Below are 19,826 nucleotides of genomic sequence, written 5' to 3'. Positions count from 1 at the left end.
CATGCCCAAAACCCCACAAGTTTTGCCAAAATCGACCGCTGTCAATCTGATGCTGTTGTTATTGGGGGTGTTGATACTCCTGTCGTTATATTTGTTCCATCACTCGGCCTCTGAATCTTATGAGTTACGTCAACTGGATCGGGCCGAGCAGTCGGTGAAAGCGATATCCTTGACGCAACGCGAATTGGTCAATGCCCGTTTGCAGGAAATTGATCGCAGTCTACTGACTTTTCGGCGTCTGCTGCAAAGTAATAATCAGGCTGAAGTAGATCTGCGGACATACATGTTGTCTAAGCAGTTGGAAACACCAGAGCTATTGGATTTTTTTCTGCTTGATAAGCACGGCCAGATGCAAGTCTGGACCTTTGAACAGTCCTCCCTCTCGGTTGCAGATCGTGATTATTTTCGCATTCATCAGCAGCAACAGATCGATCAAGTCTATCTTTCGGCACCCACTATGTCCCGTTTGGAGCCTAGTGCCTTATTTATTGCCTTAAGTCGTCCGGTGTTTAGTCCTCAAGGCGAGTTTGAGGGGGTTATTGTTGCCGCAATTGATGTCTATCAATTAGCTGAAGGGTTAGGGCGTATTACCCAGCAGCCCGGATTGACGACAGCGTTGTTAACTTTGGAGGGTGGGCTGATCTATCGTATGCCCTTGATTGATTTGCAGCCTGGTTTGATGGTTGCACCGGTAATGCAGTGGCAAGGTAACCCTCCTGATAATTACTCCTATAGAGGAGCCGCCCCTATCGATGGTAAATGGCGTCAGACGGCATATCAACGCTTGAACGATTGGTCTTTGCTGGTAGTTGTAACCGAAGATCTGGACCCAACACTGGTTGATATTGCACGTTTTCAACGCAGTGAGACCTATAAGTTTATTGCCACGGCACTACTGGTGCTATTGAGTTTATTATTCTGCGGCTGGATGGTGCAGCGCCAGCGACGTCTTGATCAGTATGTGGTTGAACAGGACAGACTTCACCATCTGCGCTTGGAGGAAGTACAGCAGTTGGCGCATCTTGGGTACTGGGAAGCCGACCTTCAGACCGGTTCACTCTGGTGGTCAGATATTATTTTTGAAATATTTGGGCAGAATCCGCAAATATTTGAACCCAGTGTTGAGTCCTTTAGTGCCGCCGTTCACCCTGAAGATCGCGATGCGGTTATGGCTAGTACAAAGGCGGCAGAAAAATTGGGTGTGCATGATATTCAGCACCGTATCATCAGGCCTGATGGCAGTGTGCGTTGGGTACATGAACGTGCCCGAGTGGAACTCGATGACGCAGGTCAACCAGCACGTCTAATAGGTTCAGTACATGATATTACTGCACAAAAGCAGCATGAAGAAGCGATTCGTCGTCAGGCCGATGCTTTACAAACCTCCAACGAAGAGCTGGAACAATTTGCTTACATTGCCTCGCACGATTTACGTCAACCGCTTCGAATGATTACCAGCTTTTCTCAAATTATTGATAAAAAACTGGGCGTCGATTGCTCGGACGAGATTCGTGAATACCTGGGCTATGTGACAGAAGGAGGTCAGCGTCTAGATGACATGCTGCAGTCATTGCTGGAATATTCTCGTGTTGGGCGAGGAGGGGAGCCTGCCCACTGGTGCGCATTGAGAACTTTACTGGATGAGGCTCTGGTCTATCTGGGGCCCGAAGTACGTAAACACGACGCCTCTATCAGTGTAGAGGGCGATTGGCCGAGTATCTGGATGAGTCGCAATGAAGGAGTCAGGTTGTTTCAGAATCTGATCGCCAATGCGATCAAGTTCCATGCACAAGGGCAGCCGCCTGTTATTGCGATAAAGGGACGCTGTCTAGAGCGTGTTTGGGAAGCGACGATCTGTGATCAGGGGATAGGTATCGAGCCTGAGCAGGTGGGCTGTATCTTTAAGGTGTTTCGGCGTTTGAACCCTCGATCAAGTTTTGTGGGTGAAGGAATTGGCCTATCGGTTTGTCGAAAAATAGTGCAGCGTCATGGTGGTGAAATACATGCGAGCTCGGAAGGTCTTGGAAAAGGTACCTGTATCCGGTTTAGCTTGCCCTGGACACCTGCAGAGGAGTCACACATTGCGTAAAACTGAATCTATACCACGGCCAAGTTCGGGTCATAATGTCCTGATGGTAGAAGATGAGCCTGGCGATGTCGCACTGATACGTCTGTATTTGCAGGAAAAAAATGTTGATGCTTTTTCATTGGATGTTGTTGGTAGTCTCTCCGAGGCAATCGTTTCACTGGAGCAGGGGCAGAACCTTCCAGATGTGATTCTGCTGGATCTAAATCTGCCGGATAGTGAAGGCCTGGTGACACTCATGCGTTTACGTGAGAAAAGCATGGACATCCCTATTGTTGTTCTGACCGGTACGGATGATACTCGTTGGATACAGGCAGCGCTGAGGTCAGGTGCACAAGACTATCTGATTAAAGGCACCGATGGCCAGGCATTGAGAAAAGCACTGCGTTACGCGATTGTCCGCCATGAACGTGACCAGACAGCCAGGTTGTCTGAAGCAGTGTTCAATATTACCGATACTGGCATCATGATGCTCGATCGGCAGTTTTTGATCCGCCAGTATAACCCGGCTTTTCTACGTCTGACCGGTATGCAAGCGTCCATGCCAGTAGGGCAAACACCCCACAGTCTCCCCTGTGAGTTCCAAGCTGTGCGTAGTTGGGATGTGCTGTTGCAAGAGTTGCAAGACGAGGGTGCTTGTGCCGATGAACTCTGTTGTCGTATGTCTGGTTACATAGATCGCATATTGGCCATGCGAGCGCATGCTGTGTATACCTCCGATGGCTATACCACCGGTTATGTCATGGTGTTTGAAGATATTACTGCGCGTAAAAAAGCCCAGGAAGCGTTGGCTTATCAGGCTACCCATGATGGTTTGACCGGCTTACCGAACAGAACGCTCTTCTACGATCGCCTGAATCAGGCGCTAACAGCGGCTGAACGGTATAAAACCCCTTTTGCATTGATGTATATAGATCTGGATGCCTTCAAACCGGTTAATGACACCTTGGGCCATGCCGCAGGCGATCAGGTGCTAGTAGAGGTCGCCAAAAGAATTCAGACCGCGGTACGTCAGTCTGATACAGTCGCACGTTTGTCCGGCGATGAATTTGCGGTGATTGCAGGTTATTGCGATGATGAAGCCAAAGCGGTTGGCATCGCTGAGAAAATCCAACAAGCATTGCAGTTACCGATTAGCCTGCCCCAGGGAACAGTCCATATCAGTGCCAGTATTGGCATCTCTCGTTGCCCTGAAGATGCGCATGAAGCCCATTATCTGGTCAAGGCTGCTGATGAAGCTATGTACCAGGCAAAGCAGCTGGGTAAACAGGGTGTCTGTCTTTACAGTCCGTGAGCCGGGCGCACCTTTTGAGGTAGTCACTATCTGTTATGCTTTATTTCGGTGCAGTAAAATGGTCATTGATAGGTCGTTAGCACCTAAAAAGCTGGCATAAGGATTGCTATATTCTGACTAACTGGTCAGTTTTTAGTATTGCATGTGAGAGCCGCATTGCTGCTGACCACCTGTTAACTACTAAATTGACCTAAGTGACCAGATATCTGGTCACTTCAGATTAAAAGGTGATTCTAATGAGTGCTGGTAAACCTTTCACGCTGAAAAAGTTTGCAACCTTTTGCGCGGTGGCGGCTTGCCTGAGTCTGCAGCCTTTGATGGCGACTAATACACACGCGTCTACACCCATCAACTTTACTCTGGATTGGCGCTTCGAAGGTCCTTCGGCACCTTTTCTGATGGCGCTGGATAAGGGTTATTTCGCTGAAGAAGGTCTCAGTGTCACCATCGATTCAGGTAATGGTTCATCTGGTGCTGTCACGCGCGTGGCTACTGGGGCCTATGATATGGCTCTGGCAGACTTTAATGCCTTGGTAGAATACAGCGCGGATAACCCGGATTCTGGCATTCAAGCGGTGTATATGCTTTATAACCATACACCGGCAGCGGTATTTACCCTGAAAGAATCCGGTATAGATACACCCGCTGATCTGGCCGGTAAAACCCTGGCGGCGCCGGTCTTTGATGCGGGTCGCAAGGCTTGGCCTGCATTTGCTGCACACAATGGCTTGGCTGTTGATGCAGTCTCTTGGCAGAGTGTAGATCCGGCGATACGTGAGACGCTGCTGGCACGTCGACAAGTGGATGGCATAACCGGATTCTATTTTACCAGTTTGTTGAATCTTGAAGCCCGAGGTGTGGCTCTGGATCAGATTACCGTAATGCCCTATTCCGAGTTTGGTGTTTCGCTTTACGGCAACGCGATTATTGCCAGTGAGGCATTGCTGGCTGACAACCCGGAAGCTGTCGCCGGGTTCACCCGAGCCTTCAATAAGGCACTGATTGAAACGATTCAGGATCCGGAGGCGGCGGTAAAGTATGTTTCCAGCCGGGATGGACTGGTCGACGAAGCACTTGAGTTACGCCGTCTGAAGCTGGCCCTTGATGCACAGGTGATTACCGAAGAAACCCTGGCTGAAGGTCTGGGAGCGGTCACTTTTGATCGTCTGGAGCAATCCATTGCCGAAGCTGTGAGCTCGTTTGGACTGGAATCCACGCCAGATGCGGCTGAGTTATTTAATGCTTCGCTACTTCCAGAGCGCAGTAGTCGTTCAATTCCCCGCTGATTAACTAGCTTGCCTGGCCTGAGGTTGGGCAAGTCCTGTCGTGGTTTCTTGAGGATGCTCTATGGAGTTTGTAACCTGTGAAAAGGTTAGTCTGGCCTATGATGAGGGTGGACCGCTGGCCATCCAGGATGTTTCATTATCAGTAAAAAAGAATGAGTTTATTGCGGTTGTTGGGCCTTCGGGTTGCGGTAAATCAACTCTGATGAAACTGGTTTCAGGACTCTCTGAGCCGACGTCCGGATATGTCTATCTGAATGGGCGTCAGGTTGACGGGCCGCAAAAGTGTATTGGTATGGCGTTTCAGGCATCTAATCTTTTGCCTTGGCGGACAACCCTGCAGAACGTTATGTTGCCACTGGAAATTGTGCAGCCCTACCGTTCACAGTTACGCCGCCAACGTAAGACCTTTGAAGAGATGGCGCGCGCACTTTTGGAGCGGGTCGGCTTGAAGGGCTGGGAAGATAAATATCCCTGGGAGCTTTCGGGTGGTATGCAGCAGCGTGCCTCCATCTGCCGTGCGTTGATTCACAAGCCGGAACTGCTGATGCTTGATGAGCCTTTTGGCGCACTGGATGCTTTTACCCGGGAAGAGCTCTGGTGCATGCTGCAGTCGCTTTGGCAAGAGCAGCCCTTTACCGTCGTTCTGGTGACACATGATCTGCGTGAAGCGGTATTTTTAGCGGATACCGTCTATGTCATGAGTAAAGGGCCCGGTCAGATTCTGGCCAGACGTGAAGTTGATCTGCCGCGCCCTCGCTCTTTAGAAGATACCTATACCGAGAACTTTGCTTCTCAGGTACATGTGTTGCGTGATCATATAGGCTCAATACGTAAGACCTGATAATGGAGGCCTGTATGGCATTTAATCGTCGCAAGTTTATGATCAGGAATGCCAGCTGGATGCTGATACTGGTCCTGCTGTTGCTGTGGGAAATTATCTGTGTAGGCTTTAATGTACCTGAGTACCTGTTTCCAGCACCTACGGCTGTATGGGATGCGGGCGTGGCTCGCTGGGAACCGATCATGATGCATGCCTGGCAGACCTTTTTCACGACACTGGTGGGGTTTGCTATTGCCGTTTTGGTCGGGGTGGTTATGGGCGTTGCTGTGGGAACTTATCCGATTGTTTATAAAGCGCTCTATCCACTGTTAGTCGGGTTTAACAGCATTCCAAAAGTGGCCTTTGTGCCTGTATTAGTCGTTTGGTTTGGTATTGGCACGGTCCCGGCTATACTGACAGCCTTTCTGATCTCCTTTTTTCCGATACTGGTGAATGTGGCTACAGGCTTGGCAACACTGGAGCCGGAGCTTGAGGATGTGATGCGTTCTTTGGGAGCATCTAAACTCGATATTCTGCGTAAGGTGGGCCTACCAAGAGCGTTGCCATATTTTTTTGCGTCATTGAAGGTAGCCATTACCCTGGCATTTGTCGGTTCGGTTATCTCTGAAACAGTCGCATCCAATATGGGTATCGGTTATTTGATGATGGCGGCCAGTTCATCCATGGATATGGCGTTGGTGTTTGCCGGACTGATCGTGATCGGTGTCATGGGTGTAGTGATGTACGAAATCTTTGCCTGGATGGAAAAGCGTTTTACCCGTTGGGCTAATCGTGGCAGTAATAGTGCGGCCATATAACTGACTGGGCACTGGGTTAATTCAATCAGCCCGGTGCCTTATTTGCACGCACTTAACGTAAATTATCCCCATTATGGTGCTAAAGGAGGCGTGCTCTTCTGTATAACAGTGTATCTCTTTACTTCTGTGTAATAATCAATGGTATTTAATATATTATATTATTTTTCAATTGGTTATGTTTTTTTTCGCTCACTTTCGCACTTCGAAGATTAAGGTTTTTATTTTATTTGTTGAAACTATTTATAGTTTGGCATGATTTCTGCTTTTAAAACCTGACTGTGCAGTCAGCTTTTTGGTGAGCATACCTGTCACGGATACAGATGCCTGAACACTTAATGCTCAGTGGCACTTTCAACCTATAGGATACTGATGATGAAAAATGATCTACTTTATCCGCTTGACTCAAGGCCTGGGTTTAAAGCGTCAACTTTTGCGGCCATACAGCATGTGCTTGCCAGCTTTGTTGGTATTATCACACCCACATTAATCATAGGCGGGGTGTTGGGTCTGGGTGAGTACCTGCCTTACCTGATCAGCATGGCATTATTTGTCTCGGGCGTTGGTACCTTTATCCAGGCACGGCGTGCCTGGGGGATAGGTGCCGGGATGATTTGTGTTCAGGGCACCAGTTTTGCGTTTTTGAGTGCCATACTAGCCGCTGGGTTTATCGCCAAGGGTAAGGGTGGTGGGCCAGAAGAGATTCTGGCACTGATTACCGGCGTGTGTTTTTTTGGTGCATTTATTGAAATCTTCATTAGTCAGATATTGCACAAGCTCAAACGCATACTGACACCCCTGGTTACCGGTATTGTCATTACCATTATCGGTATCAGTCTGATACGTGTGGGTATGACGGATCTTGCCGGAGGTGTTAACGCTCCGGACTTCGGTAGCGTTGCAAATCTGTCACTGGGTGGTTTTGTTCTCATTACCATTATTCTGCTGAACCGCTCAGCCAATCCCTGGGTGAGATTGTCTTCCATTGTGCTGGGGCTGGTGGCCGGGTATGTGATTGCCGCCGTCATGGGACAGATCAGCTTTGATCACCTGTCCAGTGTAAGTCTGTTGACTATCCCTATACCGTTTCAGTACGGTTTTGCATTTGATTTCAGTGCTTTCTTCCCCGTGGCATTAATCTATCTGGTAACTGCTATTGAGACCAGTGGCGATATTACCGCCAACTGCATTATCTCCAAGCAGCCGATTAAGGGCGATGAATATATAAAACGTATTCGTGGTGGGGTGTTGGCTGATGGCATCAACTCAATGATTGCTTCAGTGTTTCATACTTTTCCCAATACAACCTTCAGTCAGAATAATGGTGTGATCCAGTTGACCGGCGTTGCCAGTCGTTATATTGGTTACTATGTTGCCGTGATTCTGATGATTCTAGGGCTTTTCCCCATCATTGGTGCCGTACTACAGCAGATTCCCAAGCCGGTGTTGGGTGGAGCAACCCTGGTAATGTTTGGTACCGTGGCGGCGGCTGGTGTAAAAATCCTGGCAAACGAAACCCTGGATCGCCGTAATCTATTGATTATGGCAGCCTCATTCGGGATAGGTCTGGGTGTTTCCATGACGCCGGACTTGTTGGCCGAGATGCCTGATCTGGTACGCAACATTTTCGGATCAGCCGTTACTTCGGGTGGTTTGACAGCCATAATTTTGAGTTTGATTTTGCCGGAAGAAACCCCCGCTGCTGAAGAGCAGTTGGAACTGGAGCAGTCATCCTTGCAAGGCAGAGTAGCTGAATGACCAGGCGTATATGGATTAAACAGCCACTGGCAACGCATACCAACACGGCTGCAGACAGTGCTGGTGGGCTGGTGATCAATACGGATCAGGGAGTGATCCGGGAGGTCTTGGCTAAGGGGGCGGTGCCAAGCACTCCCTGTGATGAAGTGTTTGATGCCAGTCAGCACGTGGTGTTACCTGGCTTGATTAACACCCATCACCACTTTTATCAGACACTGACACGTGCACTGCCTGCGGCATTGAATAAACCCTTGTTTCCCTGGTTGCAGACGCTTTATCCGATCTGGGCCGGGCTGGATGAAAACATGCTGTTCAGTGCCACGGAGCTGGCGTTATCTGAACTGCTGTTATCCGGGTGTACCGCCGCGGCTGATCATCACTATGTATTTCCTGACCAATTAACCCAGGCCATCGATATACAGATGGATGCCGCCGAAAGTACTGGTATGCGGGTGACGCTGACGCGTGGCTCCATGAGTCTTGGCGCCGCAGACGGAGGTTTGCCACCACAAAGCGTGGTGCAACAGGAAAGCCAAATTCTGGATGATAGTCTGCGATTGATCAAACGCTTTCATGACCCTGCAGTGGGCTCGAAGAGACAGGTTGCGCTTGCGCCTTGCTCCCCATTTTCGGTAACCAGCGAGTTGATGAGTGAGTCAGCTAAATTGGCTACAGAGTATACTGTTCGCTTACACACGCACCTGGCCGAAACACTGGATGAAGAGGCCTTTTGCCTTAAGCGCTTTGGGATGCGTACGGTGGATTACCTTGAGCATGTCGGATGGCTATCTGCACAGACCTGGTTAGCTCACGGTATCCATTTCAATCAGGACGAGATTCAGCGTTTAGGCGCAGCCGGAACCGGTATTTGTCATTGCCCTTCCTCAAATATGATGCTGGCGTCCGGTATCTGTCCGGTGCTGGATCTGGAGCAAGCCGGGGCACCGGTAGGTCTCGGTGTGGATGGTTCGGCATCGAATGATAGCTCCAATCTGATCACTGAAGCTCGACAGGCAATGTATCTGCAGCGCCTTAAATATGGTGCCGAAGCGGTGTCTCATTTGGATGCTTTGCGCTGGGTTACTCAGGGGTCAGCAAGTTTGCTCGGGCGTCAGGATTTGGGCGTGCTGGAGGTGGGTATGCAGGCTGATCTGGCATTGTTCCGCCTGGATGAGCTGAGATTTTCCGGTAGTCACGATCCGCTAGCAGCCCTGCTGTTGTGTGGTGCTCATCGGGCTGATCGAGTGATGGTGGCAGGCAAATGGCTGGTTGAAGCGGGCCGGTTGGTACATAAGGATGAAGAGCAACTGCGTAGAGCGCATCAGCAGCAGGCCGAACGTTTGGTAAGCAGACAATTGTAAAGCCGCTGTTTTATCCACCCGGAACCGAAGTTCAATATTAGCGACAGGTGTATTATACTGCTGGCCCTATAGAAGACACACGAGTCCTTCCGGAGAGCAGCCTTTTGCTATTCAATATTGAATCCCATCAGCATGATAAACCTGTGGGTAGAATCCGCAAGCAAAATGAAACACTGATTATCCGTGCCGCTGAGGTGGAGTTCGCTGAACGGGGCTTTGCCGGTGCCAGTATGAGCGCCATTGCGCAACGGGCGGGCTTGCCGAAGGCGAATATCCATTACTATTTTAAAAATAAAATGGGTCTTTATATTGCGGTTTTGAGTAATATTATTGATATCTGGGATGCAAGCCTGAGTGATTTTACTGAGGATGACGATCCCTCTGAGGTTTTGCCTGAGTATATTCGTCAAAAAATTGCCTTTGCCCGGGAGTATAGTTTGGCCTCAAGAATATTTGCAGCTGAAATAATCAGTGGCGCAAATAATATGAAAGCCTATTTTAGTGATAATTATCATCTGTGGTTTGCAGGTCGTGTTGCTGTGTTCAGAAAATGGATAGAACAGGGCAAAATAGATGCAATAACACCCGAGCATTTATTGTTTATGATTTGGTCGACTACGCAGCATTACTCCGATTTCTCTGTGCAAATAGCTGCAGCTTTAAATAAAAAAGAACCTGATGAGCAGGATTATGCGGCGGCTGCAGAAACCTTGATTCATGTTATTATGAAAGGCTGTGGCGCTTTAAAATAAAACGCCACAATGCCTATTTGTATTCAGCTTTTTGTACGTTTTATCCAGTCTGCCAATAAGGCTCTTTCTTTCAGTGTCATCTCAGTTTTATTCAAGAAAGGCATATCGTGTGTCAGAATACTTCTGGCTTCTATTCTATCCAATAGACGCATAATGTCAGCTTCACTTTCCAGGTAGACGCCTGCTGGCGCTACGGCGAAGATGTCGTCTGTAGGGCTGCGGCTATGGCAGGTTGCGCAGCGCTCCATCACAATCGCAAAGGCTTGGTTATCTGAGAGCGGCTGTTCACCTGCCTCCAGTTGCTGGATGGGCTGTGGACGTGCGATTAATATCAGCACAATAAAGGCCAGCACAGCGGTGATCAGGATAGAGGGTTTGACGATGCCTTTGTGTCGCAGGTTAAAGAAATGCCGGGCCCAGGCACCGATCACTATCAGGGCTGTCAGAATAGCCCAGCTATGTTCATGACCATAGGTCATTGGCGAGTGATTACTGAGCATAATAAACAGCACCGGGATGGTGGCGTAGTTATTATGGGTGGATCGACGCTTGGCATTTAGGCCGTAAAGAGGGTCTGGTGATTCGCCTTTTTCAATAGCACCCAACAGTGCCTTTTGTGATGGGATGATGGTGGTGAATACATTGGCGGCCATACAGGTGCCAATCAATGCACCGATATGGATATAGGCCGCCCGGTCACCAATAAACTGACCTAAAAACCAAGCGAGGAACGCAATCACACCCAGTAAAATAACACCCAATAGCAGCTCTTTATCCACCAGCGGGGTGCGACACAAAAGTTCATACACCAGAAACCCTATGACGATGCTTCCCAGCCCCAAACCGATGGCCTGCCAGGGAGCCAGATCAGCTTTGGAAGGATCAATCATGTAACTGGAGGCGCCAACATAGTAAATCAGCGTTAGCATTAGCATACCGGTAATCCAGGTGGAATAGGCTTCCCATTTGAACCAGTGCAGGTGCTTGGGCATTTTTTCCGGGCTGAGCTGGTATTTGGCGACTTCGTAAATGCCACCGCCATGGATTGACCATAAGTCCCCTTTAATACCCTTGTCCTTTTTCCATTGTGGTGGTTCTTCCAGTGAGTTATCCAGCCAGATAAAGTAAAAGGACGCGCCTATCCAGGCAATCGCAGTAACGACGTGCAGTAGTCGTACGACTAAATTTAACCAGTCATATAAATAGGGATCCATGAATTAACGCTCCTGAAGGTAAGCAAGATTGCCAAGAATATAGGTGGCATAAATTAATCGGTCATCACCGAGGGTAGTTAAGGCAAACAGCATTTCGGTCAGGCTGTCGCACTGAGCGGTTCTGAAACTGAGCAGAGGTGTTGCCTGGGGATCCACAACAATAAAATCCGCTTCTTTTCCAGGCAGAAAGTTGCCAATCAAATGATCCAGGGATAAGGCACGGGCACCACCCAAAGTGGCCAGATACAAAGACTGGTGCGGGTGTAAAGAGTGCTGTTGCAGCTGTTGAATCTTGTAGGCCTCAGCGAGGGTGCGGAACATGGAAAAACTGGTACCACCGCCGACATCTGTCCCCAGGGCATAGCGGATGCCCGCATCACTGATGCGTTGCATATCAAATAAGCCGGAACCCAGAAACAGGTTGGATGTGGGGCAGTGCGCCAGTACGGTAGCCGACTCGGCCAGGCGCTCACAGGCGGATTCACTCAGGTGGATACCATGCGCATAAACACAGCGAGATCCCAGTAGGCCCGCTTGTTCATAAGCATCCAGATAATCACGCGCCTTGGGGAATAGCCGGGCAACCCAGGCCAGTTCATCATGGTTTTCAGCCAGGTGGCTTTGCAGATAAACGTCAGGGTAGGTTTGCAGTAACTGGCCTGCACTATGAAGCTGTTCCGGCGTACTGGTGGGGGCAAAACGGGGTGTCACGGCATAGGATAAGCGCTGCTTGCCATGCCACTTTTCAATCAATTCAGCTGACTCGACATAGCCTGATTCTGCCGTGTCGCATAAATCAGCAGGCGCATTACGGTCCATCAACACCTTGCCTGCGATCATTCGCAGGTTCTGAGCGGCGGCGGCTTCAAAAAAAGCATCGGCTGATGCCTTGTGCACGGTCGCGAAGACCATAGCGGTGGTTGTTCCATTGCGCAGCAGTTCATCAATAAACAGCTCGGCGATGGACTTTGCATAGCTGGCATCAGAAAATTTGGCTTCAGTTGGAAAGGTATAGTTGTTCAGCCAGTCCAGCAGTTGTTTGCCATAGGATGCAATGATTTCCGTTTGCGGATAATGAGTATGCAGATCAATAAAACCGGGCATGAGGAGTTTGCCCGAGTAGTCCACCAGTTTGACTGAAGGCTCCAGCTTGTGGCGCAGTTCAGCATAAGGCGCGAGCGCCTTGATTTTGCCATCCTCGACCAGCAGTAGTGCATCTTCGATAAACTCACTGGCGTGTTCGGCATGGGTAAGAGGATCTTCCAGATAGTGCAGAGCAGATCCACGAAAGGCATGCAGGGTCATGTCTCAGGAACCTCGATAGGTGGTATAGCCAAACGGGCTGATCAACAGGGGAATGTGGTAATGATCGCCAGCACCACTCAGGTTACACTCTATATCGACCTGGGGATAAAAGGTGGGCTGATCCTGTGAGCTGAAATAGCCCTCCAGCATAAAGCGCATACGGTAACGGCCTGCGGCTAAAGTGATGCCATCCGCCAGCAGGTCGGCAATTCTACCGTCCTGGTTAGTGACTCCCTGGCTGATTTCAATCCAGTTGCCCTTGTCCAGATGAAAAAGGCTGATGGGAATGCCTGCGGCGGGGTGGCCTTTGGCTGTATCCAGTACATGGGTTGTTATTTGGCTCATACTTGTCCTGCTTGTCTAGATCAATTTTGAAGTAATTTTTGTAAGCGGATCTGAGTGATTTTGTTTTGCTCTGCAGCCGCCAGGTGAATTTCTGTTTCCGTATCGTTGTGTAATCGCTCTGTCAGTAGTGCCAGCATTTCCTCAGCTGACTTGCCTGTAGCACAGACAATAAAAATATAGCCAAAGCGGGCTTCATACTGCTGATTACCTTCAGCCAGTGCGTTGATCGTCGCTTCATTGGCACTGTCCACAGAGGATTGTTCGCCTGCAGCCAGCGCTTTGGTGTCGGCATATTTTGCTCGCAGAGAGCTGACGTCGCCAATTTTCGGGTGGCCTTCAAAGGCTTGTAGATAATCATTTCTTTCGAGTCCCGCCCAGATGCGCGAGGCCTCAGCAAACAATGATGCTTCACTGCTGAAAGGCCGCGCCTGAAGCATGCCCTGCACCCAGGCCTCACTGACGCAGCATTGACGGAAGCAGGTAGCCGCCGCCTGCGGATCGAGTTGATTGAGTTCATTCAGTGTCATGGTGGGTCTCTTGTAATTGCCTGTTCAGTTCGGCCTGCTCTGTTCTTGATAGACCTTGATGGATGCTCTCATCGGGTAATTGGCTGCGGTAGTGCTGAATGACACGTGCGGCAATGGACACCGCGACTTCCATGGGGCGCTTTCCCCCTATGCCAGTCACCCCGACCGGGCACTCGATACGGTTAACTTCATCGGTGCTAAACCCGGCATGCCTGAGGCGATGACGAAAGCGAGCGGCTTTGGTATCTGAGCCAATTAAACCGATAAACCCTTGATGCTGTTGTGTTAAGGCCGCTTCACACAGGCGGTAATCCAGATCATGCGAGTGGGTCATGATCAGCAGAGAGTCGTTGGGCCTCATCTGATTAAACACATCGGTGGGCGCTTCTGGGTGGTGCTGGATAATATCAGCCGCTAAATCGACTGGAAATTGCGCTGGACGATTATCAACCCAGTTAAGCCTGAGCGGCAGGTCTTGCAATATCTTGCTCAGGGCATGTCCGACATGACCGGCACCAAATAGCCACAGCGAGTGGCTGACGTGACAAAAGCACTCAAACAGCAGCGTGGCATGGCCGCCGCAACACTGTCCCAGCGCCGCCGCCAGTGGAAATTTCTGCAGGCGTTGAACGTTTTTTCCCTCAGACAAGAGTTGGCGCGCGTATTCCAGGGCATGCCACTCCAGATTGCCTCCGCCCAGGGTGTCTATCAAAGTGTCTTCAGTCACCAGCATTTTGCTGCCGGGGTTGCGCGGTACGGACCCTTCGGTACTGATGACACTGACCAGTACATGGGATTGACCAGTGCGCTGACATTCAGCCAGGGCATCGCTCCAACGGATCATCAGCTAGCCTCCTGTTGTTTTTTTAATGCCTCAATGGCAGCCAGTACCCGCTCCGGTGTGGCGGGGGTATCCAGATCCGGACTGATGCGGTAATCACTGAGACTGCTAATGGCATCGCGCAGCGCTGACCAGACAGAGATTGCCAGCATAAGTGGTGGCTCACCGACCGCTTTGGAGTGATAAATCGTGGCTTCAGCATTGGCTTGCTCAAACAGCCTGACATTAAATATTGGCGGGGTGTCACTGATCGCCGGAATTTTATAGGTAGCAGGTGAATTACTCAGTAACTGCCCCTCTGCATTCCAGACCAGCTCCTCGGTGGTCAACCAGCCCATACCCTGAATAAATCCACCTTCAATCTGGCCAATATCGATAGCCGGGTTCAGGCTCTTGCCGACATCATGAAGAATGTCAGTCTGAAGTAGCCGATACTCGCCGGTCAGGCTGTCGATAATAACTTCGGATACGGCGGCACCTGTGGCGAAATAAAAGAAAGGACGGCCTTGGGCTTTTTCCCGGTCATACCAGATTTTCGGGGTACGGTAATAGCCGGTAGCCGAGAGTGAGATTCTGGCCAGATAGGCCTGTTGCACCAGCTCAGCAAAAGTCACTGACTGATGATCATCCCACCAGACCTGATTGTCAGAAAAACGTATCTGCGACAGTGGTACAGCCTGTTGTTCGGCAAGAAAGTCACTCAGTCGCTGCTTGAGTGTCAGAGCGGCCTGTTCGGCGGCTTTGCCATTCAGATCAGAACCACTGGAGGCGGCGGTGGGTGAGGTGTTGGGGACTTTGTCCGTGCGTGTAGCAGTAATGCGTATCTGCTGCAGATCCACCCCCAGCGTACTGGCCACCACCTGGGCTACCTTGGTGTGTAGCCCCTGACCCATTTCTGTGCCACCGTGGTTAAGCTGGATACTGCCATCGGTGTAAATGTGTAGCAAAGCCCCCGCCTGATTCAGGTGCTGCAGGGTAAAGGAGATGCCAAACTTCACCGGCGTCAGTGCCAGTCCACGCTTGAGAATCGCGCTGCCGTTATTCCACTGGGTAATCGCTTTGCGCCGCGCCCAGTAATCACTGCTTTGTTCCAGTTCCGTCACCAACCGCTGCAGCGTGGCAAACTCCACCTGCTGATGATAAGGGGTCAGATCCCTTTTCTCAGCGTAGAGATTGCGCTTGCGGATATCCAGTGGGTCACAACCCAGGTGCCGGGCAATATCATCCATGGCACGTTCAATAATCAGCATGCCTTGCGGGCCACCGAAACCGCGAAATGCTGTATGCGAGACAGTATCGGTGGCGACCCGGTGGCCACGAATATCGGCATTGGGCAGGAAGTAGGCGTTATCGGCATGAAACATGGCACGATCGACGATGGCGTCAGTCAGATCGGGAGAGTGCCCCCCGTTTCCGATCACTTCTATATCGGCTGCCAGCAGTCGACCCTGCTCGTCACAGCCGATATGGTATCGGTTCACAAACGGATGACGCTTACCGGTCATGACCATATCGTCTTTGCGCGGCAGACGCAGCTTGACGGCCTGTCCGGTTTTAGCCGCCATCAGTGCGGCGAGACAGGCCCAAGGCGCCGCTTGGGTTTCCTTGCCACCAAAGCCACCGCCCATGCGGCGCATATCCACAGTGACCTTGTGCAGAGGTTGGTTTAATACCTCTGCCACCAGTTTTTGTACCTCACTGGGGTGTTGGCTGGAGGTGTAAATGAGCATGTCGCCATCTTCACCCGGTACCGCCAGGCTGACCTGGCCTTCCAGGTATAGATGTTCTTGCCCTCCAACCTGCATCTTGGCGCTCAGTTGAATAGGGGCCTGCTGCAAGGCGGTTGCACAATCCCCCAGTTGCATACGGTGGCTGGGCCTTAATAGCTGCTGGTTAGCCAGCGCGGTTTCAGCATCCAGTTGTGGTGTCTGGGCGTCGTAGTCAATCTGAGCCAGCAGTGCGGCCTGACGGGCGGCTTTTTCACTAATGGCAGCCACCAGTGCGATAGGCTGGCCAGCATAACGTATGTCACTCTGAGTCAAAATGGGATCGCCGGGGAATACCGGGCCAATATCGGTATGACCGGGTACATCATCCAGTGTCAGCAGAGCAACTACTCCGGGGGCTGCAGCAACCGCTTTCAGGTCGAGTGAACGGATACGCCCCTTGGCGATCCGACTGCCGATAACCGCTGCGTAAAGTGTGCCCTGGGGTTCAGCGATATCATCCACATAGCGTGCCGTTCCCATTACATGTTGTCGGGCACTGTCATGGGGTACCGTGGTACCTACACCGCCGAATGATTGTTCAGTCAGTGTTGTTGGAGGGGTTTCAGCCAGTGTGCGCATGATAACTTACCTCCAAAGATGAATGACCCTGATATTCCAGGACGGCCCGCAGCAATAAATTGCTGGCGCTACGTAACCGGTATTCGGCACTGGCGCGCACATCAGTGAGCGGGGTAAAGTCAGCAGCTAACGCCCTTTGCGCCGCGCGTATCCCTTCGGGGGTGAAAGGCTGGCCAATCAAGGCGGCTTCTGCCTGATACGCACGTGCCGGTGTGGCTGCCATACCACCCAAACCCAGTCGGGCGCTGACAATACGGTCCTGATCCAGTTGCAGATGCATGGCCAGGCACACTGCGGAGATATCATCATCCAGACGTTTCGATAATTTGTAGATACGCAAAAAACTGTCAGGCTGAAGGCGAGGTAGGATCAGCGCTTCAATAAAGCCTCCAGGTGGTAAGCGGGTTTGTCGATAACCAGTGAAAAATTCACGGATCGGCATGTCGATGACACCCTCGGCATCGCGGATACGTAATTGGGCATCCAGCGCCAGCAGTACCGGTGGCATATCACCGATCGGAGAGGCATTGGCAATATTGCCTCCCAGCGTGCCCTGATTACGTACCTGCAGAGAGCCCAGACGATGCAGCAGGCCAGCTAACGCCGGAAAGGCATGTGTCAGTATCGGCTCGGCTTCGCTGTAGGTAACGGCGGCACCAATCACCAATGCATCTTCCCGTTCACTGATCTGGCGCATTTCAGCCACGCGGCCGGTGTAAATTAATTGGGGCAGACTATGCAATTGCTGTGTGCTTTCCAGTGCCAGATCGGTGCCTCCCGCAACCAGTCGCGCTTGCGGATAGTGTGCTAAACAATTCAATAGCGCCTCACTGCTACGAGGACTGGCAAAGACACGGCTTTCACCCGCCTTGAGTGTTATGCAGCCGTCCTCGTTGATTGCAGTCCAATCATTGAGTTGGCGGTGTACATGGTCTTCCCGTTCATTGAAAGCATCTGGCAGCGGGACCGACAATAAGCTTTTGGCGGCATCGATGATAGGTCGATAGCCGGTGCAACGGCACAGGTTGCCGCCGAGCGCCTGATGAATCCGCTCGGTAGGTGTGGTGTCGTGTGGCTCTTGCGGCTGATGTGTGAGGGCGAACAGCGACATCACAAATCCCGGCGTACAAAAGCCACACTGTGAGGCATGTTGATCCACCATCGCCTGTTGCACCGGGTGCAACTGCCCAGACTGATGACTTAACCCTTCAACCGTAATCACCTGACAGCCATCGACAGCTCCCAGATAGGTAATGCAACTGTTGATAGCGCGGTAGCGCAAACCGTCTCCGCCTGATTCAGCCAATACCACCGTACAGGCGCCACAATCACCCGATGCGCAGCCTTCTTTGGTGCCGCGTTGCACCAGATGGGTGCGAAGATACTCCAACAGGGTGGTATCTGGTGCACACTCATCCAGTTGGATGTGTGTTTGATTCAGCATAAATTGCATATCAATGCTTCCTAAATGCGTGTTTTCTGGCCTTAAGTAACTGACTAACAATGGATTTGTGTGAATCAAATGCTAATAGTCTTTCCCGACCGAGGAAAAAGTCCAAGTGCTTTAATCAACTATAGATCAAATAAAACCTGACTGTACAGTCAAGAAATGCAGGAAGCTTGCCAAGTTTGCTATTTCAGCTATGGAATATCCAAGGTTAATCTACAAACCGAGTCAGTAGGGGATACTAGCGTTAGGTGTTTCAGGTGGATTAAGAAAAAGTGCGAAGCATCAGGGCTGCAGTCAGTCGTTGCCAGACTGCAGCCCGCGGGACTCAAGGAAAGAATATAAATTTAACCACAAAGAAGACTGCCAGCGCATAGACGCTAATGCTGACCTGCTTACCCTGTCCAGAGAAGAGCTTGATGGCGGCGTAGCTGATAAATGCCAGCGCTATACCATGGGCAATGGAGAAGGTCAGTGGCATGGTCAGGGCTGCAATCAGTACCGGGGCGGCTTCAGACACGTCGTCCCAGTCGACTTTGGATAGACTGCCTGTCATCAATACAGCCACGTACAACAGTGCACCCGCTGTGGCGTAAGCGGGAATGGAGCCAGCTAAAGGTGCAAAAAACAAACTCACCAGAAACAGTATCGCAACCACTACGGCCGTCAGGCCGGTGCGCCCACCCGCAGCAACACCGGCGGCGCTTTCGATGTAGCTGGTGGTTGATGATGTACCCAGTGAAGCGCCGACAACGGTTGCTGTAGAGTCGGCCAGCAGGGCTTTTTTGATCCGGGGTAGTTTGCCGTCTTCATCCAGTAATTTGCCGCGCTCGCCGACACCGATGAGTGTACCGGCTGTATCAAACAGATCGACAAACAGGAAAGCAAAAATCACACTGATCATGCCTACTTCAAAAGCACCGGCAATATCCATGGCTAAGAAAGTTGGTGCAATGGACGGCGGCATGGAGACAAGTCCGCCAAATTCATTGTGTCCTAAAATGATGGCAAGCACCGTGATGCTCAAAATACCGATCATGACTGCACCGGTTACCCTCAGATAAGCCAGCGCTGCAATCACAAAAAAGCCGAGAAGGCCATAGATGGCTGGTGGTGTAGACAGATCACCGAGCGTAACCAGCGTGGCCGGATGCTCAACTACAATACCGGCATTTTTCAGGGCGATGATCGCCAGGAACAAACCGATGCCGGCTGCAATACCGAGTTTCAATGAGGCTGGAATGGAGTTAATGATCCACTCGCGAATCTTGAAGATGCTGATAAAAACGAATATCACACCCGAAAGGAAGATGGCCCCCAGTGCGACTTCCCAGGAATACCCCATGCCGAGAACAACGCCGTAGGTGAAGAAGGCATTTAAGCCCATTCCTGGTGCAAGTGCGATCGGGTAGTTCGCATAAAGCCCCATAATTAAACAACCTATGGCGGCTGCAAGGCAGGTGGCGACAAAGACGGCTCCCTGATCCATACCGGCTTGCGCCAGCATCGCCGGGTTGACGAATATAATATACGCCATGGTCAGGAAAGTGGTTATGCCACCGATTATCTCGTTTCGAACCGAGGTATTGTGGGCTTCAAGTTGGAAAAGACGTTCAAGCATAAGGGT

At 50.9% G+C, this 19,826-nt stretch carries 16 protein-coding genes; 8 read left to right on the top strand and 8 right to left on the bottom strand.

Translation table 11 applies throughout. The features are described from left to right. Window position 1 precedes the first annotated feature (1 nt). The 8 genes from F5I99_RS17015 (at window position 2) to F5I99_RS16980 (ending at window position 10,172) form a co-directional block, all read left to right on the top strand. Complete coding sequence (locus tag F5I99_RS17015; protein WP_151058096.1) at window positions 2-2,089, top strand: ATP-binding protein; 2,088 nt, start codon at window positions 2-4, stop codon at window positions 2,087-2,089. Then, window positions 2,082-3,380, top strand: coding sequence for a diguanylate cyclase (locus F5I99_RS17010; RefSeq protein WP_191905882.1), 1,299 nt, complete (start codon window positions 2,082-2,084; stop codon window positions 3,378-3,380). The genes F5I99_RS17015 and F5I99_RS17010 overlap by 8 nt, the downstream gene beginning before the upstream one ends. 236 nt (window positions 3,381-3,616) lie before the next feature. Beyond that, window positions 3,617-4,666, top strand: coding sequence for an ABC transporter substrate-binding protein (locus F5I99_RS17005; RefSeq protein ID WP_151058092.1), 1,050 nt, complete (start codon window positions 3,617-3,619; stop codon window positions 4,664-4,666). A 61-nt stretch (window positions 4,667-4,727) separates the two neighbouring features. Then, entirely contained in the window at window positions 4,728-5,507 is a 780-nt protein-coding gene (locus F5I99_RS17000) for an ABC transporter ATP-binding protein (protein ID WP_151058090.1), read from the top strand. 14 nt (window positions 5,508-5,521) lie between these two features. Continuing rightward, window positions 5,522-6,304 carry an ABC transporter permease gene (locus F5I99_RS16995; protein ID WP_151058088.1) on the top strand — a complete coding sequence of 261 codons (783 nt, stop codon included), beginning with the start codon at window positions 5,522-5,524 and terminating at the stop codon, window positions 6,302-6,304. Window positions 6,305-6,673: 369 nt separating this feature from the next. Next, window positions 6,674-8,059 (top strand): uracil-xanthine permease family protein, encoded by a 1,386-nt coding sequence (locus F5I99_RS16990; protein ID WP_151058086.1) that lies wholly within the window; start codon window positions 6,674-6,676, stop codon window positions 8,057-8,059. Further along, a complete protein-coding gene (locus F5I99_RS16985) occupies window positions 8,056-9,420 on the top strand; it encodes an 8-oxoguanine deaminase (RefSeq protein ID WP_151058084.1) in 1,365 nt (454 codons plus the stop codon). The genes F5I99_RS16990 and F5I99_RS16985 overlap by 4 nt, the downstream gene beginning before the upstream one ends. Before the next feature lie 104 nt (window positions 9,421-9,524). After that, window positions 9,525-10,172: a TetR/AcrR family transcriptional regulator gene (locus F5I99_RS16980; RefSeq protein WP_151058082.1), complete on the top strand. Its 648-nt coding sequence runs from the start codon at window positions 9,525-9,527 to the stop codon at window positions 10,170-10,172. Window positions 10,173-10,195: 23 nt separating this feature from the next. Here F5I99_RS16980 and F5I99_RS16975 read toward each other — a convergent pair whose 3' ends face one another. From F5I99_RS16975 to F5I99_RS16940, 8 genes are all read right to left on the bottom strand, one after another. Next, the gene (locus tag F5I99_RS16975) at window positions 10,196-11,386 is read right to left on the bottom strand and encodes a urate hydroxylase PuuD (RefSeq protein WP_151058080.1); all 1,191 of its coding nucleotides are present in this window, start codon (window positions 11,384-11,386) and stop codon (window positions 10,196-10,198) included. 3 nt (window positions 11,387-11,389) lie between these two features. After that, the gene (gene guaD / locus F5I99_RS16970) at window positions 11,390-12,691 is read right to left on the bottom strand and encodes a guanine deaminase (protein ID WP_151058078.1); all 1,302 of its coding nucleotides are present in this window, start codon (window positions 12,689-12,691) and stop codon (window positions 11,390-11,392) included. A 3-nt stretch (window positions 12,692-12,694) separates the two neighbouring features. Beyond that, entirely contained in the window at window positions 12,695-13,036 is a 342-nt protein-coding gene (uraH, locus tag F5I99_RS16965; protein ID WP_151058076.1) for a hydroxyisourate hydrolase, read from the bottom strand. A 20-nt stretch (window positions 13,037-13,056) separates the two neighbouring features. After that, a complete protein-coding gene (uraD, locus tag F5I99_RS16960) occupies window positions 13,057-13,563 on the bottom strand; it encodes a 2-oxo-4-hydroxy-4-carboxy-5-ureidoimidazoline decarboxylase (RefSeq protein WP_151058074.1) in 507 nt (168 codons plus the stop codon). Then, window positions 13,550-14,407, bottom strand: a complete 858-nt coding sequence (gene xdhC, locus F5I99_RS16955) for a xanthine dehydrogenase accessory protein XdhC (protein ID WP_151058072.1) — start codon at window positions 14,405-14,407, stop codon at window positions 13,550-13,552. Before xdhC ends, uraD begins: the two co-directional genes overlap by 14 nt. Continuing rightward, entirely contained in the window at window positions 14,407-16,752 is a 2,346-nt protein-coding gene (gene xdhB, locus F5I99_RS16950; protein WP_151058069.1) for a xanthine dehydrogenase molybdopterin binding subunit, read from the bottom strand. Before xdhB ends, xdhC begins: the two co-directional genes overlap by 1 nt. Next, entirely contained in the window at window positions 16,736-18,205 is a 1,470-nt protein-coding gene (xdhA, locus tag F5I99_RS16945) for a xanthine dehydrogenase small subunit (RefSeq protein ID WP_151058067.1), read from the bottom strand. Before xdhA ends, xdhB begins: the two co-directional genes overlap by 17 nt. Before the next feature lie 322 nt (window positions 18,206-18,527). Continuing rightward, window positions 18,528-19,820 carry an NCS2 family permease gene (locus tag F5I99_RS16940; RefSeq protein ID WP_151058065.1) on the bottom strand — a complete coding sequence of 431 codons (1,293 nt, stop codon included), beginning with the start codon at window positions 19,818-19,820 and terminating at the stop codon, window positions 18,528-18,530. Window positions 19,821-19,826: the final 6 nt, after the last annotated feature.

This window comes from Nitrincola iocasae (genome assembly GCF_008727795.1).
GTDB lineage: Bacteria > Pseudomonadota > Gammaproteobacteria > Pseudomonadales > Balneatricaceae > Nitrincola > Nitrincola iocasae.
Note: the sequence above shows the minus strand (reverse complement) of the source record. Positions and strands in the feature narration are given on the sequence as shown.

What these genes read in the sequence shown, in the direction of transcription:
- F5I99_RS17015 (WP_151058096.1), top strand. Translation starts at nt 2, where the DNA reads ATGCCCAAAACCCCACAAGTTTTGCCAAAATCGACCGCTGTCAATCTG.
- F5I99_RS17005 (WP_151058092.1), top strand. Translation starts at nt 3,617, where the DNA reads ATGAGTGCTGGTAAACCTTTCACGCTGAAAAAGTTTGCAACCTTTTGC.
- F5I99_RS17000 (WP_151058090.1), top strand. Translation starts at nt 4,728, where the DNA reads ATGGAGTTTGTAACCTGTGAAAAGGTTAGTCTGGCCTATGATGAGGGT.
- F5I99_RS16995 (WP_151058088.1), top strand. Translation starts at nt 5,522, where the DNA reads ATGGCATTTAATCGTCGCAAGTTTATGATCAGGAATGCCAGCTGGATG.
- F5I99_RS16990 (WP_151058086.1), top strand. Translation starts at nt 6,674, where the DNA reads ATGATGAAAAATGATCTACTTTATCCGCTTGACTCAAGGCCTGGGTTT.
- F5I99_RS16985 (WP_151058084.1), top strand. Translation starts at nt 8,056, where the DNA reads ATGACCAGGCGTATATGGATTAAACAGCCACTGGCAACGCATACCAAC.
- F5I99_RS16975 (WP_151058080.1), bottom strand. Translation starts at nt 11,386, where the DNA reads ATGGATCCCTATTTATATGACTGGTTAAATTTAGTCGTACGACTACTG.
- guaD (WP_151058078.1), bottom strand. Translation starts at nt 12,691, where the DNA reads ATGACCCTGCATGCCTTTCGTGGATCTGCTCTGCACTATCTGGAAGAT.
- uraH (WP_151058076.1), bottom strand. Translation starts at nt 13,036, where the DNA reads ATGAGCCAAATAACAACCCATGTACTGGATACAGCCAAAGGCCACCCC.
- uraD (WP_151058074.1), bottom strand. Translation starts at nt 13,563, where the DNA reads ATGACACTGAATGAACTCAATCAACTCGATCCGCAGGCGGCGGCTACC.
- xdhC (WP_151058072.1), bottom strand. Translation starts at nt 14,407, where the DNA reads ATGATCCGTTGGAGCGATGCCCTGGCTGAATGTCAGCGCACTGGTCAA.
- xdhB (WP_151058069.1), bottom strand. Translation starts at nt 16,752, where the DNA reads ATGCGCACACTGGCTGAAACCCCTCCAACAACACTGACTGAACAATCA.
- xdhA (WP_151058067.1), bottom strand. Translation starts at nt 18,205, where the DNA reads ATGCAATTTATGCTGAATCAAACACACATCCAACTGGATGAGTGTGCA.
- F5I99_RS16940 (WP_151058065.1), bottom strand. Translation starts at nt 19,820, where the DNA reads ATGCTTGAACGTCTTTTCCAACTTGAAGCCCACAATACCTCGGTTCGA.